This is a genomic window from Sphingobium sp. B2 (genome assembly GCF_007693735.1).
Taxonomy (GTDB): domain Bacteria; phylum Pseudomonadota; class Alphaproteobacteria; order Sphingomonadales; family Sphingomonadaceae; genus Sphingobium; species Sphingobium xenophagum.
Window position 1 is genome coordinate 1792536 of record NZ_VDBZ01000001.1, and the last position, 16156, is coordinate 1808691.

The 16156-nt window shown below is 65.1% G+C and carries 13 protein-coding genes; all 13 read right to left on the reverse strand.

The window, feature by feature from the left end:
• Positions 1-6: 6 nt before the first annotated feature.
• The 13 genes from FE851_RS08640 to FE851_RS08700 all read right to left on the reverse strand — a co-directional run bounded on the left by FE851_RS08640 (position 7) and on the right by FE851_RS08700 (position 16120).
• Positions 7-1749, reverse strand: a complete 1743-nt coding sequence (locus FE851_RS08640; RefSeq protein ID WP_145201667.1) for an MFS transporter — start codon at positions 1747-1749, stop codon at positions 7-9.
• Positions 1750-1751: 2 nt separating this feature from the next.
• Entirely contained in the window at positions 1752-2498 is a 747-nt protein-coding gene (locus FE851_RS08645; RefSeq protein ID WP_130753240.1) for an FkbM family methyltransferase, read from the reverse strand.
• Complete coding sequence (locus tag FE851_RS08650; protein WP_145201670.1) at positions 2495-3640, reverse strand: glycosyltransferase family 4 protein; 1146 nt, start codon at positions 3638-3640, stop codon at positions 2495-2497. Before FE851_RS08650 ends, FE851_RS08645 begins: the two co-directional genes overlap by 4 nt.
• The gene (locus tag FE851_RS08655; protein WP_145204261.1) at positions 3637-4917 is read right to left on the reverse strand and encodes a hypothetical protein; all 1281 of its coding nucleotides are present in this window, start codon (positions 4915-4917) and stop codon (positions 3637-3639) included. Before FE851_RS08655 ends, FE851_RS08650 begins: the two co-directional genes overlap by 4 nt.
• Before the next feature lie 14 nt (positions 4918-4931).
• Complete coding sequence (locus FE851_RS08660) at positions 4932-5684, reverse strand: class I SAM-dependent methyltransferase (RefSeq protein WP_026002287.1); 753 nt, start codon at positions 5682-5684, stop codon at positions 4932-4934.
• A gap of 62 nt (positions 5685-5746) precedes the next feature.
• Positions 5747-6874: a glycosyltransferase family 2 protein gene (locus FE851_RS08665; RefSeq protein WP_145201673.1), complete on the reverse strand. Its 1128-nt coding sequence runs from the start codon at positions 6872-6874 to the stop codon at positions 5747-5749.
• A 2-nt stretch (positions 6875-6876) separates the two neighbouring features.
• Positions 6877-8208, reverse strand: a complete 1332-nt coding sequence (locus FE851_RS08670; protein ID WP_186378851.1) for a sugar transferase — start codon at positions 8206-8208, stop codon at positions 6877-6879.
• A gap of 198 nt (positions 8209-8406) precedes the next feature.
• Positions 8407-10302, reverse strand: coding sequence for an XrtA/PEP-CTERM system amidotransferase (locus FE851_RS08675; protein ID WP_145201679.1), 1896 nt, complete (start codon positions 10300-10302; stop codon positions 8407-8409).
• Between the two features lie 10 nt (positions 10303-10312).
• A complete protein-coding gene (gene xrtA, locus FE851_RS08680; protein ID WP_145201682.1) occupies positions 10313-11848 on the reverse strand; it encodes an exosortase A in 1536 nt (511 codons plus the stop codon).
• On the reverse strand, positions 11845-13068 hold the full coding sequence (locus FE851_RS08685) for a TIGR03087 family PEP-CTERM/XrtA system glycosyltransferase (protein WP_145201685.1): 1224 nt from the start codon (positions 13066-13068) through the stop codon (positions 11845-11847). Before FE851_RS08685 ends, xrtA begins: the two co-directional genes overlap by 4 nt.
• Complete coding sequence (locus tag FE851_RS08690; RefSeq protein WP_145201688.1) at positions 13065-14138, reverse strand: FemAB family XrtA/PEP-CTERM system-associated protein; 1074 nt, start codon at positions 14136-14138, stop codon at positions 13065-13067. Before FE851_RS08690 ends, FE851_RS08685 begins: the two co-directional genes overlap by 4 nt.
• Before the next feature lie 66 nt (positions 14139-14204).
• Positions 14205-15275: a FemAB family XrtA/PEP-CTERM system-associated protein gene (locus FE851_RS08695; RefSeq protein WP_145201691.1), complete on the reverse strand. Its 1071-nt coding sequence runs from the start codon at positions 15273-15275 to the stop codon at positions 14205-14207.
• A complete protein-coding gene (locus tag FE851_RS08700; protein WP_145201694.1) occupies positions 15272-16120 on the reverse strand; it encodes an XrtA system polysaccharide deacetylase in 849 nt (282 codons plus the stop codon). Before FE851_RS08700 ends, FE851_RS08695 begins: the two co-directional genes overlap by 4 nt.
• Positions 16121-16156: the final 36 nt, after the last annotated feature.

Consider the following 16156-nt stretch of genomic DNA (forward strand, 5'->3'; position numbering starts at 1 on the left):
CCCGCTTCACATGGCGTTGTCGGCCGCTTGGAGCGCATCCTCGAATGTTTCAGGCAGCGGCGGCTGAACCGGCTTGTCGCAGCCCTCTTCCTTCATATGCGCGCGCAGGGCGTCCATGCGGCCCAGGTTCCACCGCGCCAGCGGCACGCCCAGGGGCCGGAATTCGGCGCGATCGAACAGTTCGACAACATAATTATGGCATAGCTCATCGACCTGATCGAGCGTCAGCATCCCCAGATTCATGACCATCGGCTTGCCCGGCACGCCATTGCGGCCGCGCACCAGATCCGTGACGTAAAGGCCGCCCCGCGGATCGACCAGCACGACATCGGCCTGGCTGGAATCGATCAGCCGATGGCTGGCGGCGTAGGGCGCGACGAATGCATGGGTGCGCCAGACCAGAAAGATGCTGGCAAGGCCAGTGATGAACAGGCCGATGATCAGCGGCCTGAGCGCATCGCGCGGCCGGAAACGCGCCCAGCCAAGCCCGGCCAGCAGGCAGAAGGGGCCGATATAGCCATGGGCATAGCGAAAGCCCCAGCCATAGCCCTGAGCCAGCGCCAGCGCGCATCCGGCCAGACAGCCAAGCGCCAGCGGCAACGCAATTTCCTGCCCCCTGATTGCCCGCTTCCACCGCATTGCGGCGATGCCGAGCGCGGCCAGCGGCACCATCAATATATTATTCCAGGCGACGAAGCGGCTGAGATTGACCAGCGGCTGCCAGCGGTCGCCCAGCCGCTGGAACAGGCTGCCAACCTTGTCCGCAACGCCGGCGGCGGGACGGACGTCCGCTGGCGCGCCGAGCATATCGAGCAGGAAGGCCGGCCAGATCTTGGCCCAGACGATGACGATCGCCACAAGGGTCAGCGCATGGAAGGCCGCCACCGTCCAGCGACGAGCAAGCAGCATCCACAGGATGAACGGCGCGATGAAGATGGGCGGGAAATGCCACTGGTGCAGCCCGGCGGCGACCAGCGCTACGACACCCGCGCTGACATGGCCGAGCACCCCGCCCCGCAGCACCAGCGCCAGCCACACCATGTTGAGCGCGAAATGCCCGGTCATGGCATAAGGCGTCATCGCCGTGATCCACAACTGGCTGGACGAACAACCCAGCAGGACGGTCACCCACACCGCATCGGGCCGATCGGGCATCAGGTGCAGCGCGACGCGCCAGAGGGCGAACAGGCCGGTGATCAGCAATACCGGGCCCGCCATGTTGGGATCGCCCAATTGCCAGAATAGCGCCTGGATCGCGCTGTTCACCGGCAGATAGGCCGCCGTCCAATAATCCGCCGCGCCGAAGGGGGAAAAGAATTCCGGCATGATCGCGCGGCGATAGGGTTCCCATTCGATCGGGATCGGCCGGGCGAAAAGCCCCTCACGCATATAGGCGGCGGCGAAACGGGCGACCTCCTCATCGCGGGAAATGGCGTAATCCTGAAACAGGGCGTAATGGCCCGCCCAGGCCGCCAGTCCCATCAGCACGATCAGCGGCACGACGATCCGCGCGGTGGGTCGCGGCAGGATGATCCCGCGCCCTTCGGCAAAAGGTGCGGCGAGCGCCAGCAGCAGCAAGGGCATGATCAGGGCGGGAAAATCCTGATCCAGAAACAGGATGACTGCCAGGCTGATCCCCTGACGATAGGTGACGTGCCACAGGAACGTCGCGCCCAGCCACAATGTCAGGCCGATCGCCCCCGCCAGGAACAGGCGGCGCGCGCTGAAAAAGGACGAGGGCGACTCCATGATCAATCCTGAACCAGCGCCCGGTTGACGAAAATGCCGTCCATTTCGACGAGTAGCGGGAAATGCCCCTTATTATTGGCGAAGAAGGCCGAAGGGATGAAGGCGCGCGCGTCCAGCCACTCGATCATCGCGCGATAGCCGGTACCGCCTTCGTAAATGGGTCGCACCCCCAGTTCGGTCTGTACGCCCGTCATCTGCGCGAGTGCCGCGCCCGCCCCTTCGCAGACCGACAGGTCATGGCCCTGCGTATCCATTTTCAGGAACGGTCGGGAAAAACCATGCTGCGCCTGCATTTCCGGCAGCAGCGTATCGAGGCGGCGACAGGGCGTCGCGACCGTCTGCGTCACCTTGTTGCGGAGGGCGAAAATATCGTCCTGTGCGCTGGACGGCGCCTTGAGCGAGGAAAATTGATCTGCGGCCATGATGTTGAAATCGGCGGTGCCGTCAAAATCCGACAGCGCCATGTTGAACACATGCCAGTGGCGGTCCGAAGCCGCGCGCCTTTGCAGTTCGGCGAACACGGCCGGGTTCGGCTCGAAGGAAAGGATCAGGCCGCGATAGCCCGCATCCTTGCGCGCCATCGTCGCATATTGGCCGCGATTGGCACCGACGTCGAACAGGCAGTCGACCTTGAACCCCGACAGAAAGCGCTTCAACGCCTGAATTTCGGGATATTGATGCACGCGTCCGGCCAGCGCCAGGCGCAGCGCAAGCAGGCGATCGGCGGCCTCACGAACATAACGGTTCATGCGCGCGCGGCCAGCACTGCGTTGTAGATGCCGATCGTCGCCACCGCCATGTCCTTCCAATCCCCCATTATCGTCCCATAGGCGCGCGCCTGGCCGCCCTGTTTTTGCCTGATGGCGGCGCTTTGTACCAGCGGCAAGAGGGCTTGGGCGAGCGCCGATGCATTTCCCGCCGGAAAGCGGGTCGCTACGCCTTCGGGCAATTGGCCGAACATGCCTGCGTCCGACGTCACCATCGCCTTGCCATGGTGCAGCGCGGACAGGAACGCGCCGCTGGAATCGATATGGCGATAGGGGAAGGCGATGACATCGGACTTGACCATATGCGCGTCGAGACGGCCTTCGGTCAGGAAGCCGAAATCGGTCAGCAGACGATCGGCAAAGCCAGCGGCGCGGACCTTCTGGAGCAGGGGCGCGACATCCATGAAGGGTTTGCCCGCCAGCACCAGTTCAAAGGCGTGGCCCGCCTGCCATTGCTGAAGGCAGGCATCGATCAGCAGATCGACGCCCTTATAGGGACGGATCGTGCCGAAGAAGAGGATGCGCGGCGCGGCTGGATCGGGAACGGAGGCAAGGTCTGCGGCAGTGGCCGTCATCAATTGCATCGGCGGGTGCGGCGTCACATGGATATGGGCGGGATCGATCCCCTGCCCCACCAGCGCGGCGCGCGTGGTGTCGCCATGGACGACCAGCGCGTCGAACTGATCGAGCAACGCCCGATAGCCCCTGCCCTGCACCCCGGCATCGGCATGATAGGCGTCGGCATTGTGGACGGTGTGGACCAACGCGGTGCGGCCCTTCAACCGGCGCAGCATCAGCCGGTCGGCAGGCGCCAGCGGCAGCCACTGGACATGGACGACATCGGCACGGGCAAGCGGCCCGATGTCGCCGAGCGCGCAGGACAGTGCATATTCCATCGCCTTAGCGACGCGGAAGGGGCGGCCTTCGCCGATCCGCTTGCGCAGCGCCTCACTATGGCGGAAGAAACGCGGGACATAGCGATAGCCCTGCGGGTTGATCGCGTCAGTCGCGCGCATCGGGCGGGCAAGCAGGGTCACGTCCGCCCCCGCCCCGGCCAGCGCCGCGCAGAGGCTGTCGTCATAGCGCCCGGTAAAGAGCGAGGGATCAAGCATCGCGACCTTCATCGCCGCACCAACCGGCGCAGCGAGACAGCATGCAGGGCCGCGGCCAGCAGCAGCGTCAGCGCATAGAGACCAAGGAAGGCAAGATCGAAACGCTCCGGCCAGAGCAGGCGGGCGAGCGGGACGCTGAGCAGCGACCCGGCGAGGAAGGGAAGCGAACGGGCGAGCAGATGCGAAAAACGACCCAGCGCCGCCTGCACATAGACCGACACGCACAGCAGCGCGAGAGCAAGGAGCGCGACGACGATCAGGATGAGATCGGCGCGATCGATACTGGCGCGACCGTCGAACAATATGGCGAACAGCCGGTCGCCAGCGCCCAGCAGCAGGGCTGACAGCGCCAGGGCGAAGGCCATCGCCGCCCCCAGCGCCCGGCCAAGCAATTGGCGCAGCCGTACCTTGTCGCCCGCATGATAGGCACGGGTGATGCGGGGAAGCGCGGCTTCCACCAGCGCGCGGACCAACATCGACAGTGACCTCGACATCTTGAAGAAGAAATCGAACAGCAGCATCGGCCGGGCATCGCCGGTCGCCAGCGCAATCGTGAAATAGGGGGCGTTATAGGCGATGATGTCGGAAACGGTGAAAGCCGCCGACGCCCCTATGTCGCGCAAATAATGGGTGCGGACATGGCCGCCGCCCACGCGGAAGGCGATCCAGTGGCGCGGCCGCATGCCAAGGCGATGGTGAACATGGGCGATGGCCCAGCCGATGACGAGGAGGCTGACCAGGAGTTGCAGGGCAAGCGACAGGCGCGGGTCCAGCCCGGCCAGGATCGACAGCAGCAGCGCGATGGTGACGACCCGCCGCCCGCAATCGAGCGCTTCCCACAGGAAATTGCCGTCCACCGCCGCCAGCGCCCGCTTGGCCAGCAAGCCCGGCAGGTTGAGGCAGGCGGACAGGAAAAAGAGGATGAACAGCAAGGGCATGGCCGTGCCGATCCATCCCGCCGCCAGCGCGACGAGCAGGATGATCGTACCGCCCGCGACGATCAGGCCAAGGAACAGGAACAGCACCCCCATTTCCTCCAGGCGGAACGCGCCTATGTCGCCTTCACTGCCGCCCAGCCAGTGCCGTCGCAGTCGGGCATAGATGATGCTGGTCAGCCCGAATTCGGCCGAAATGGTGAAATTGCCGAAGGCGACGAGCAGCAGGAAGGACTGGAATTCGGCCAGCGGCAGGGCGCGCACGAACACGAAGGTGACGGCGAAACCCCAGATGAGGATCAGGCCGACATTGGCAAGCTTCACCAGCGCAAGGATACGGGCGGACGCCTCCATCCGCGCGAGGCTGCTCACCGCGCGGCGGCCCCGCCGGGTTTGCGGGCGCGAAACAGCCGGTCGTCCAGCGCATAGAAATGGCGGGTCGCGACGTCGATGCTGGCGGCGTCGATTTCCTCCAGATCGAAACCCGCCGCGCGGATGCGATCGGCAAAATCCGGCCCATATTGGCGGACATGGTCCCACTGGCCAAAGCGGCGCTCCCGCTCGCGCGGGGGCATGGCGAAGCTGCCATCCTCGGTCGGCTTTTCCCACAAAGGCACGATCAGCCAGGCTTCACCGCCGGGTTTCAGCGCGCGCAAAATGTTACGCAGCACGGCCATGTCGTCAGGCACATGCTCCATCACATGGCTGGCGTAGAACAGGTCGTAGCGATCGGTATCGGCAAGTTCCATCAGGTCGACGCGGTGCATGTTCGGCACGGTGTAGCGCGACGGGTCCAGATCAGCGGGGATATAGTCGGCAGCGGCGGCAAAGCGGCGGACAAGGCTGGCTTCATTGGGCGCCATGTGCAGGATCGCGCCGTCGGTCGGCACCGTCAGCGTCCCCTGGGCCATCAGCCAGTTCATCAGCCGCTCACGCGGCGATGCGCCGCATTCCGGGCACCCCCATTCGCCATTGTCGCCATAGCGAAAGAAACCGACGACCGTCGCGCCACAGGCCGGACAGCCGCGGTTGGCCCGCGCGCCCAGCGCCTTGCGCAGTTTCAGCGCGGTTCGGGTCAGATGCTTGCCGACAGCCTTGGCCACCCGCTGAACAGTAATCACGTCATTCTCCGATGGGGAACAGCATTGGCGCTATACAAGATCGCACGGCTTTGACGAGAGGGTCAGCGCGACTTGGCCGGATTCCAGATGGTGACGGTGCGTCCGGTCATCGCCTTGGCCACGCCTTGCAGGGTCGCGACATAGGCGATCAGCACGTCGACCAGTGCGGCGAAGGGGCCGCTTCGGGCACGGATGCCGCGCCAGATGACCAAGGCGACGACCAGCGCGCCGATCAGATAGAGCATCGGCCATATGCGCAGCGCCAATGCGCCCGCCGCGACCGCGCCGGTCAGGATGAACAGCCCGCCGAACCAGCGCACGATCTTTCGCGAGGCATATTTGAAGCGGTCGATCGCAGCCATGCGGCGCAATTGCGGGCGAAGATGGCTGTGCGTGTGCCAGGCGCGGGCAGCGATGCGTACCTTGCGCCGATATTCGTCCTTGCGAGCCGTGACCAGCCGTTCGCGCGCGATCACATCCTTTGCCTTCACCAACCGTTTTCCCGCGAACACCACCGCCATGGAGACGGTGAGGTCGTCGAGCACGCTGTCGGGGAAATCGGGATAGAGGCTGCGGCGGATCGAGAAGATCGAGCCGTCCGCCCCCAGCACATTGCCGGTGCGCGATTCCTCGTCCTTCAACCGCTCCTCGATCCGCCAGTAGAGCGATCCGACCGAAGCGGTCGCACTTTCGCCCTGTCCGACATAATGGAGCGACCCCAGCACGCCGCCAATGTCCGGGTCAGCATAGCGGGCGAGCAGATTGTCGATCGCTTCGGAATCGAGCAGCACATTGGCGTCGGTGAAGATCAATATGTCGCCGCGCGCACGCGCCGCGAGCTGCTTCATGCCATGGGCCTTGCCGCTGCGACCGGGGCCACGGATCAGCGTGACGAGATCGCCCTGCGCCGCGATCAGATCGCCCGTGCCGTCGGACGATCCATCATCGAAGGCCAGCAGTTCCAGGCTGGGGTGCTGGCGTTTGAGCATGGCCAGATTGGCGAGCTTTTCGGGCATCGCATCAGCCTCGTTATAGGCGCAGAACAGCAGCGAGGCGCTGGGCGTCGGTCCCGCGCCAGGCCGTTCGGGCTGTGTCGGCAATGCGCGCAACACGAGCGGATAGAAGAGGAACGGCCACAGCACAGCGACCAGCGAGACGAGAAGGAGCGCGCCCAGCCACAGGTCGGTCATGCTCAATAGGCCTTGTGATGGAAAAGCACGCCCAGCGTCGCGACGATGATCCGCAGGTCGCGCCAGACCGACCAGGCGGTGACATATTCAAGGTCCGATTGCAGCCGGTCGATCAGATCCTGATGATGATCGGTCGATCCGCGATGGCCGCGCACCTGTGCGAGACCAGTCATGCCCGGCTTGATGCAATGACGCGCCCAGTAGCGGGCATCGACTTCCCAATAGAGCGTATCGCCTGCCTTCGCCGCTGCGGCATGAGGACGCGGGCCGACAATGCTCATATCGCCGTTCAATACGTTGAAAAGCTGGGGAAGTTCATCGATGCTGGACTTGCGCAGGAAGGCGCCGACGCGGGTAACCCGATTGTCGTCGCGCGCGGTCAAAGTCTCCGCCCTGCTGTCGCTCGCCTCGGCGCGCATCGAGCGAAATTTGTATATCTGGAAGGACCGCCCGTCCTTGCCAATGCGCGGCTGGCGGAAGATGACGGGGCCGGGGCTGGTCAGCTTCACCGCCAGCGCAGCGACGATGAGAATTGGCGACAGGATGATCGCCGCCGCGCCCGCGACGATGAGGTCGAACAGGCGCTTGATCAGGCGGTCGCGAAACTGGAGCGGGCCGCCAGCGACGATGATGGTCGGCTGGCCGTCAAATTCATCGACCCGCGCAGGCGCGAAGCGGAGCAGTTCGGGCACGATGATTTCGCCGCGCGCCGACAGGGATTTGAGCGCGGCGGACCATCCATCCATCCGGTCGAGCGGACAGGCGACGATGACCCGTTCGGCCATGCCGACCGCCTGCGCCAGCCGCGCCGCCATGTCGGCGTCATGCCGTTCGGGGCGCAGATCGGCGGCGGCCGCTTCGATGATCAGCATGTGGGGGCCGGTTTCCACAGCGACGCCGTCCATGATGACGGCGGTCAGGTGCGGTACTTCGCCCAGCAGGCGCTTGGCAAGCCGCACGACCAGAAGCCGCACCAGCACGACCGCTATTGCGCCCAATCCCAGCCCGACAATGAAGGTGAGGCGCGAAAGCTGTTCGGCGATCTTGCCCAGATAGACGATCAGCAGCATCAGCAAGGCCGCCTGCGCCAGCGCCAGCAGCGCGCGCGAAATGCCGCGACGGACATTTTCCAGGCTGTGGATGCCATAGCCGCCGCCCTGCACGCCAAGCAGCGCATAGAGCGGCGCGATCATCGCGAACATGACGAGGCCGTGCGGCTTGCCCGGTTCCCCCCACAGCGCGCCCAGCACGAACCAGTTGGCCGCCAGAAACGCGCACACCAGCCCTGCCATGTCGCCAGCCAGGCTCAGGGCATAGAGCCGCAGCCGGACCATTTCCTTGGAGACTGTCACTGATGCGCCCTGCTTATCGCCATGTGCCCCGTTGGCACCGGGCGCGATCGGTTGCAAGGGGGAGAGTCACCGCCCCCCATCCGTTCGCTTCGAGCCTAGTCGAAAGGCCGATGGCGCAGTGCTGTCGTTTCTCGACTACGCTCGAAGCGAACGGAGGTCGTGAGACAAACGCTATTCGGGTTAAATCCCGAACAGCCGCTCCAGCGACTTGTCGAGCATCAGCAATTGCCACAGCAGCCGGCCATGATCGGCCATGCCGGATTTATGGTCCGCCGCGATTTTGGCCAATGCCTTGGGATCGAACCATCCCGTGCGCGCCAGCGACGATCCGCCTGCGATCGCCGTCGCCTCGCCTGCCAGCGCGCCGCGAAACCAGGCGCTGATGGGGGTGACGAAGCCCATTTTCTGGCGATAGAGTATGTCCTGCGGCAAATAGGGTTCCATCGCCTTTTTCAGCAGATATTTGCCGCTATTGCCCCTGATCCGCTGATTGACCGGCAGGCGCGCGGCAAATTCGACGAGGCGATGGTCGAGCAATGGCTCGCGTGCCTCCAGGCTGACGGCCATGCTCATCCGGTCGGTCTTGGTCAATATGTCGCCGGGCAACCAGATGCGGATGTCGGCATATTGGGCGCGGTCGAGCGGATCGCGCGCGGGCGCTTCGGCCATTGCCTTGATGTAGCGATCTTCGGCTCGATAGGCGCCCAAACGGCTTTTCATGTCCTGATCGTAGAGCCGGTGGCGCAGCGCATGCGGCGTGACTCCGACCGACGCGGCATAGGCAGCCCCGCCCTCCCCCGCCAGTTCAAGGAAGGTCGATTTGGCCCGCAGCGCGCGCGGCGCCCAGTCCGCCTTGGGATAATATTTGCCGAGCGCGCCGAACAGGGGCTGACGGACTGAGGCCGGGATGAGGCCGCGTATCCGCTCCCCCTGCATCTGGAAGCGATGGCGGCGATAGCCTGCGAATGCTTCGTCCGCGCCATCGCCCGACAGCGCCACTATGACCTGTTCCCGCGCCAGTTCGCAGACCCGGAAAGTCGGCAAGGCGGAGGCGTCGGCAAAGGGTTCGTCGAAATGGAAGGCAAGCCGGTCGATCAGGCCGTAGTCGTCTGGCGACACGATACGGGTGCGATGGTCGGTCGCAAAGCGGCGAGCTATGCGATCGGCAAAGGCGGTTTCGTCGAGCGAGGCGACATCGAAACCGATGGTGCAGGTCTTGACCGCCTGGGACGAAGCTTCCGCCATCAGCGCGACCACGCTGCTGCTGTCCACCCCGCCTGACAGGAAGGCGCCCAGCGGCACGTCCGCGACCATGCGGGACCGGACGGCCTGCCGCATCAGGGCGACCAGTTCTTCCTCCAGTTCCTGCGGTTTCGCCTTGGTCCGATCGGCGAAGCTGACGTCCCAATAGCGTTGGGGCTGGGGCAAAGGGCGACCGCGCACCAGCCGCAGCGTTTCGCCCGCACCCAGCTTGCGCACGCCCGCGACCATGCAGGCGTCGTCGGGGACATAGCCATAGGCCATATAATCCTCGACCGCGCTCAGATCCGGCGAGCGGCGCAGCAACGGATGGGCGAGCAGGCTTTTCAGTTCCGATCCGAAGATCAGGCTGCCGTCGGACAGCAGGACATAATGGAGCGGCTTGACCCCCAGCCGGTCACGTACCAGCCAGAGCGATTGCGCCCGCGCATCGAACAGGGCGAAGGCGAACATGCCGTTGAAGCGGTGGACGCAATCCTCGCCCCATTGGCGATAGCCGTGGAGGATGACTTCGGTGTCGCTGTGGGTGCGGAAGATGTGGCCCTTGGCCTCCAGTTCCGCGCGGACTTCGCCGAAATTATAGATTTCGCCGTTGAATATGACCGCCAGGCTTTCATCCTCGGTCAGCATGGGTTGCGCACCGGCCTCCAGGTCGATGATCGACAGGCGCAGATGGCCAAGGCCCACGCCCGGTGCGGTCCAGATGCCGCTGCCGTCCGGCCCGCGATGCGGCATCGCGTCGAGCATGGCGCGCACCCGCGCGGGATCGACCGGCTTGGCCGTTTCGAGATGAAAGATACCTGCTATGCCGCACATGGTGACCGCCCTAGCGCAAGCCCATCGCGCGGTCAGCCAAAAGCTTCACGTCACCCATATCGCCCAGGAAAGCATTGATGGCGGCGTCGGCGGACTGGCCTTCGCCCTCTTGCGCGGAAATGAGGATGGCGACGGCGCGCTGGTCCTGGCCCAACAGGCGCGCTTTCATCGTTTCGATCTTGACCACGGGCCGGCTGCCCGTGGGGTTTCCTGCCCCCACGACATAGAAGCTTACGACATGACGGACCACAGGGCCGGGCGCCGTGATCTGTTCGCCACGCGCATTGGCGGGCGCGCGAGCGGGCGAGGACCAGACCCATTGGCTGTCCGGGTCCGCCGCGCCCTGACCAAAGCCGACCAGTTCGCGGCCTTCATCCTGCCGGGCATAGGCAATGATGGTCAGGTCGACGACCTGCCCCTTGCCATTGCGATAATGGCCAGTGACGCGATGATCCGCACCGTCGAAGCGGGGTGTCCAGGGATAGCTTTGGTCAGAAGCCGTGCGGGTCCAGCCATCGACCAGCGGCAGATCGATTCGCGAAGGCAGCGGATCGGCGGTGGCGGCGGTCGCGGCGAGCCAGAGCGGCGCAGCGATAATCAGCATCAGGGCGATGCCGGCCACTGTGCCAGCCGACGTCCGATGCCGCACCGCCCCCTGCAACTGCGCCGGATCAAACCATGGATCGCCCGGCTTGCGATCGAAAAAGGGCCAGGCGGTGGCCATCACGACAATCATGATGATCGCGAAGAATATCCAGCCATAGACCACATGGTCGAAACCGACCGCCGCGTCGACGCTGGTCAGATGGGCGACGAGGATGGTGGCGAAGGCGCGCACGCCATTGGCCAGCACCGACAGGCCCAGCGCGCCGGTCATGAAGATGATGCGGCGCGGCCATGTGCGGAAACAGACATTGCACACCAGCACGCCATAGGCCGTCATCGCGATCAGGAATTTTGCCCCGGAACAGGCCTCCGCCACCTCGAAATAGCCTGTCGGCGTCGTGATGAAGATGCCCTCCATATGGGCGGGCACCCCCGACAGGTCGAGGAAGAACATGGCAAGGCGGGCCGTCACCAGTTGAAGCGGCGGAACGATCTCCTCACCAAAGGGGACCATGAAGAAGGCATAGAAGAGCGGGAAGATGAGCGCGCGCGCGACCGCCGGGCCGAGCAGCGCGATCGTCACGCCCTGCAACATCATGACGAGCGCGCCATGGCGAACCATCGCCACGCCAGCCGCCGCGCCAACCAGCCAGGCCAGCGCTCCCAGCGCCAGCCAGACCAGCCCCGGCGGCCATGCCACCGGCTCCAGTTGGCGCAGGCCGGGCAGGCGTTGCTGCACCAGCCAGGCGACGAGCAAAGGGATGAAGAGGCAATGGCCAAAGGTGGAGGCCGTCCACCAGATGGTGACCATCGACCAGAGATCGGCATAGAACAGCGCCAATATGGCAGAGGCAACGATGCCCAGCGCGGTCAGATGGCCGCGCCATCCGGTCCGGTCGATCAGCGGCACCCGGCCAAGCGAAAGCGCCCGAACGCTCATGCCGCCTGCGACCCCGCGTCGTGGCCGAACAGCAGATCGGGCAATCCGGCAAGTGTTGCCGACCAGCGGTAGCGCGCCTCCATCCGGGCGCGGCCAGCCAGACCGATCCGGGCGGCGCGGGCGGGGTCGGCAAGCAGGGCGATGACCTTCGCGGCCTCTTCAGCCGGGTTGGCAGCAATGAGAAATTCGGTGTCGTCGGCTGCGTCGATCCCCTCCGCAGCCTGTGGCGAGGCCACGACGGGCCGGGCCATCGCCATGGCTTCCAGCACCTTGTTCTGGATGCCGCGCGCGATCCGCAGCGGGGCGACGACAATATCGGCCGCTGCCAGCCAGCCGCGCACATCAGGCACGCCGCCGGTGACGATCACGCCGGGCCGATCAGCCAGCGCTTCGACCGCTTTGGTCGGGTTACGCCCGACAATGGCAAAGCGCGCCTGCGGGTGGACGGTCTGGATGGCAGGCAAGGTCTGTCGCGCGAAACTTTCCACCGCCTCGATATTGGGGCGATAGTCCATCTGCCCTGTAAAGACGAGCAGCGGGCCAGCGCCATGGTCAATGGCGAGAAAGGCGGCGGCGGGATCGAAATAATCGAGCGCCACGCCATTTTCGAGTGCCACGATACGGTCCGGTCCCAGCCCTGACGCAGTGCGGAACAGCGCGGCTTCGGCTTCGCTGACGAAGGAGCAGGCGTCGGCGCGAGCGGCTATGGCGCGTTCGAAATCGAGCAGCACCCGCCCCTCGCGCCGGTTGATCCAGGCCATGGGGCCAGCGCCTTCCGCGCCATAGGCGGCATATTTGGCCGAATCGAAATCGACGAAATCCATCAGAAAACTGACATCGGGAGCAAGTTGGGGCACGAAATGCGCCATCTGCGCCGAATAGGCGACCACCGCCGCGATCGGCCTCTGCGACAATGTCTGCGCCACCCATTGATGCAGGCCGGGATGGTCGAACAGGGACACAAGCAGCGACTGGCCTTTGGCGAGGCCGGTCAGCCCGGCAACGACTTTCGACCGGTCGCGCCGCAGCAGGCATTGGCTGGCGGCCAGCTGCGCCAGATCGCCCGCATAGCCCATGTCGCGATCATCATCGCCAAAGCAGCCGACATGGACCGGCGCAATCTGGGCCAGACGCTGAAGTAAATGATAGGAACGGATCTTGTCGCCGCGATCGGGCGGGAACGGGATACGGTGACACAGGAACAATATGTCGCCGGTCATCCCAGCCCCCGCGCGATGTGCGGGCCAATCAAGGTCGCGATTGCTTCGGGCAGCTTCTTCCAAAGCTCCACCTTGCGCCGATATTGCGGCGAGAGCGGATTGACATCGCGCGTCTCCTTGCCGGGCGCCGTGCGCAAATAATAGCCGAGCGGTTCACCGGCAAAGCCCCAGGTCTTTTTCCAGGCCGCCGGGCCAGTGCCGACCTTTGACCGGCCGAAATCGAATGTCGTCAGGCCCCGTTCGCGCGATTGCCGCATCAGGAGGAAATAGAGGACTTCGTTGGAGCGCATCGCCCGTGCGCCCTCCGCCGCGCCATGCCAATAGGGCATGCAGGCGCCGTGATGATAGAGGCTGATCACCGCCGACAGCGGCTTGCCGTCCTTCGATACGATCGCGATGTCGGCATCCTTCCCCATTTGGTCGAGCATGGCGTCGAACAGCCCACGGGGAAATACCGGCGTGCCCAGATTATGCACGCTGTGCGCATAGAGGCGGTAATGAATGTCGCGCAGCCTTTTGTCCCGGCCACATTCAAAGGTCAGGTCGTTGCCCAGTCCTTTGCGGATTTCGGCGCGATGACGCTTGGGCACGGCCTTCAACTCCGCTTCGTCATCGGCGGCCAGCGGTCGGGCGAAGCCCAGATAGGCGTCGGCCTTTTCCTGCCACACCGCGCCATCGGGCGCTTCGCCCCCACGCAGTTCCAGCGTGGAACAGCCCAGTTGTTCCGCCAGCGTCCAGGCCGCGTCGGCGAGCGCGGGGCCAGCCTTGCGATGCGTGGTCAGCAGTCCGCCATCGACCGCAAAGCCACTGCCGACCAGCGCACGGCCAAACAGGGCGGAACGGATATAGGTGAGCGGCAGCACGCCGACAATGTCGCCGCCCGCCCGGCGCGCCACCAGCATCTTCGCTTTCTGGCCCGTCCCGGCCTCTACGCCCATGATCCAGGCGGGGCGTTGAAAGGGCGTCGAATCGGGATGCGCGCAGACCCATGCGTCCAGTTCGGCGACGCAGGCTGCATCCGTGAGACGCGCCTGCTCGACGATGACTGTCAGTCCGCTCATCATATTCATCGACGTTATTCCTATTGTCGCCCCGCCAACGATCTACGCGTGGAGGCTGAACATTTCGTATCCGTTTCAACCCAGTCCGCGCGAAATGAACGGGCCGATGAAATTGGCGATCGGTAGCGGCAGTTTTTTCCAGAGCGCTACGCGGCGCTGATAGCGGGCGCTGCCCGGATCGATGTCGCGCTGCGCGCCGTCCGCCGACCAGGCGTGATAGACGAGGGGCAAGGGATCAAAGCCGAAACTCTTTTTCCACGCCGCCTGTCCGCTGCCCGCCTTTGACCGGCCGAAGTCGAACAGTGTCATGCCGCGCGCACGGCCATGGGCCATCAGGCGATAATACATGAGTTCATTGGAGCGCAGCCGCCGTGCATCGGCAAGGCCTCCGCCCCAATAGGGCATGACCCGCCCCTGATGGTAAAGCGTCAGCACCGCGGAAACGGGTCGGTCGCCTTCCCGAACGATCAGAATATCGGCATCCGCGCCAAACTGGTCCAGCACGGCGCGGAACAGGCGTCGCGGGAAAACCGGCGTGCCAAGGTTGCGGACGCTCGTGGCGTAAATATGATAATGGTCCCGCAGATGGCGCGCATCGCGACCGATCTCTACGCTGAGCGCCGGATTGGCGAGCGCCTTGCGCAGTTCCGCGCGATGCTTGCGCGGGACGGCGAGGAGTTCCGCATCATCGTCCACGGCCAGCGGACGCACGAAACCGACATGCGCTCCATCGAGCCTTTGCCAGTTGTCGCCGGGTGCGGGACCGCCGCGCAGTTCCAGCGACAGGCCGCCGCGTTCGCCCGCAAGCCCCTCCGCCGCCGCCGCCAGCACGGCGATGGCGCGATCATCCTCCGCCAATATGCCGCCACCGACCGCGAAAGCCGTGGACACGAGCGCGGCGCCGAACAGGCGGCTGCGCACATGATGCAGAGGCAGGATGCCCCTGATCCGGCCCGATGGCCCGACCGCTGCCAGCAGGAGTGCGCGATTGCCGGTCGCCTGCTCGATCGCGTGCAGCCAGGCGGGACGATGGAAAGGCAATCCGTCGGCATGCCCCAGCACGAAGGCATCGACCGCGCGCGCCTGCGCCGGATCATTCAGGTCCATCAGGATGACGGCCAGGTCAGCACCATTACCCAACATCATGGCGCGAGCGCCGCCTGCGCGTCAGCCAGCGCATCCACCCGTGTCCAGGCGACATCGCGGGCCAGGCGGCGCAGCTTGGCCACCATGACCGACAGGTTGGTATAATGGCGCAGCCGTGAGCGCAGCGGCGCGTCGGTGCGGCGCGGCTGGCCGGGATCGATCTCCCATGGATGGAAATAGATGATCGCGGGCCGCCCGGCTTGCTCATTGACCTGCCGGATCGCCCAGCGGGAAAATTGATAGGGCAGCAGCCGGAAAAAGCCCCCGCCCCCCGCCGCCAGCGTCCGCTTGCCCAGCTTCGCGGTCGTCACCGGCAGCTCGACCAGATCGGACCCGGCCACCGGCTTCCATGCAAAGCGCGGCGAATCCGGCCAGCCATAATGATCGTGCCGGATCGGCGCGACGCTGGAGGAGTAGCGATAGCCCTCCTCCGCCAATATGGTATGCGCCCATGGCGTGCGCGGGTCGATGGAGAAGCTGGGCGCGCGATAGCCGGTGACCGCCTGCCCGCTGGCATCTTCCAATATGGCGCGAGACTTGCGCAGGTCGGCGCGGAACTGATCGGGCGTGAAGGTGAACACCCGCGCATGATCATAGCCATGGCTGGCAACCTCATGCCCCGCGTCGGCAATGCGGCGCATCAATGCGGGATAGCGTTCGGCGACCCAGCCAAGCGTGAAGAAGGTGCCGGTCACACCCGCTTGCGCGAACATGTCCAGCACCGCATCGGTATTGCGCTCGACACGGTGAGTCAGGCAGTCCCAGTCGGCGCGCCGGATCGTGCGCTCGAACGCGCCGACCTGAAACCAGTCCTCGACATCGACGGACAGGGCGTTCTGTATCATATGGCGCACCTTGGCCGGGCCGCCCGCATGGGGCAA

Coding starts and splice junctions, on each gene's coding strand:
- FE851_RS08640 (WP_145201667.1), bottom strand. CDS start 1,749: ATGGAGTCGCCCTCGTCCTTTTTCAGCGCGCGCCGCCTGTTCCTGGCG.
- FE851_RS08645 (WP_130753240.1), bottom strand. CDS start 2,498: ATGAACCGTTATGTTCGTGAGGCCGCCGATCGCCTGCTTGCGCTGCGC.
- FE851_RS08650 (WP_145201670.1), bottom strand. CDS start 3,640: ATGAAGGTCGCGATGCTTGATCCCTCGCTCTTTACCGGGCGCTATGAC.
- FE851_RS08655 (WP_145204261.1), bottom strand. CDS start 4,917: ATGGAGGCGTCCGCCCGTATCCTTGCGCTGGTGAAGCTTGCCAATGTC.
- FE851_RS08665 (WP_145201673.1), bottom strand. CDS start 6,874: ATGACCGACCTGTGGCTGGGCGCGCTCCTTCTCGTCTCGCTGGTCGCT.
- FE851_RS08670 (WP_186378851.1), bottom strand. CDS start 8,208: ATGGTCCGGCTGCGGCTCTATGCCCTGAGCCTGGCTGGCGACATGGCA.
- FE851_RS08675 (WP_145201679.1), bottom strand. CDS start 10,302: ATGTGCGGCATAGCAGGTATCTTTCATCTCGAAACGGCCAAGCCGGTC.
- xrtA (WP_145201682.1), bottom strand. CDS start 11,848: ATGAGCGTTCGGGCGCTTTCGCTTGGCCGGGTGCCGCTGATCGACCGG.
- FE851_RS08685 (WP_145201685.1), bottom strand. CDS start 13,068: ATGACCGGCGACATATTGTTCCTGTGTCACCGTATCCCGTTCCCGCCC.
- FE851_RS08690 (WP_145201688.1), bottom strand. CDS start 14,138: ATGAATATGATGAGCGGACTGACAGTCATCGTCGAGCAGGCGCGTCTC.
- FE851_RS08695 (WP_145201691.1), bottom strand. CDS start 15,275: ATGATGTTGGGTAATGGTGCTGACCTGGCCGTCATCCTGATGGACCTG.
- FE851_RS08700 (WP_145201694.1), bottom strand. CDS start 16,120: ATGATACAGAACGCCCTGTCCGTCGATGTCGAGGACTGGTTTCAGGTC.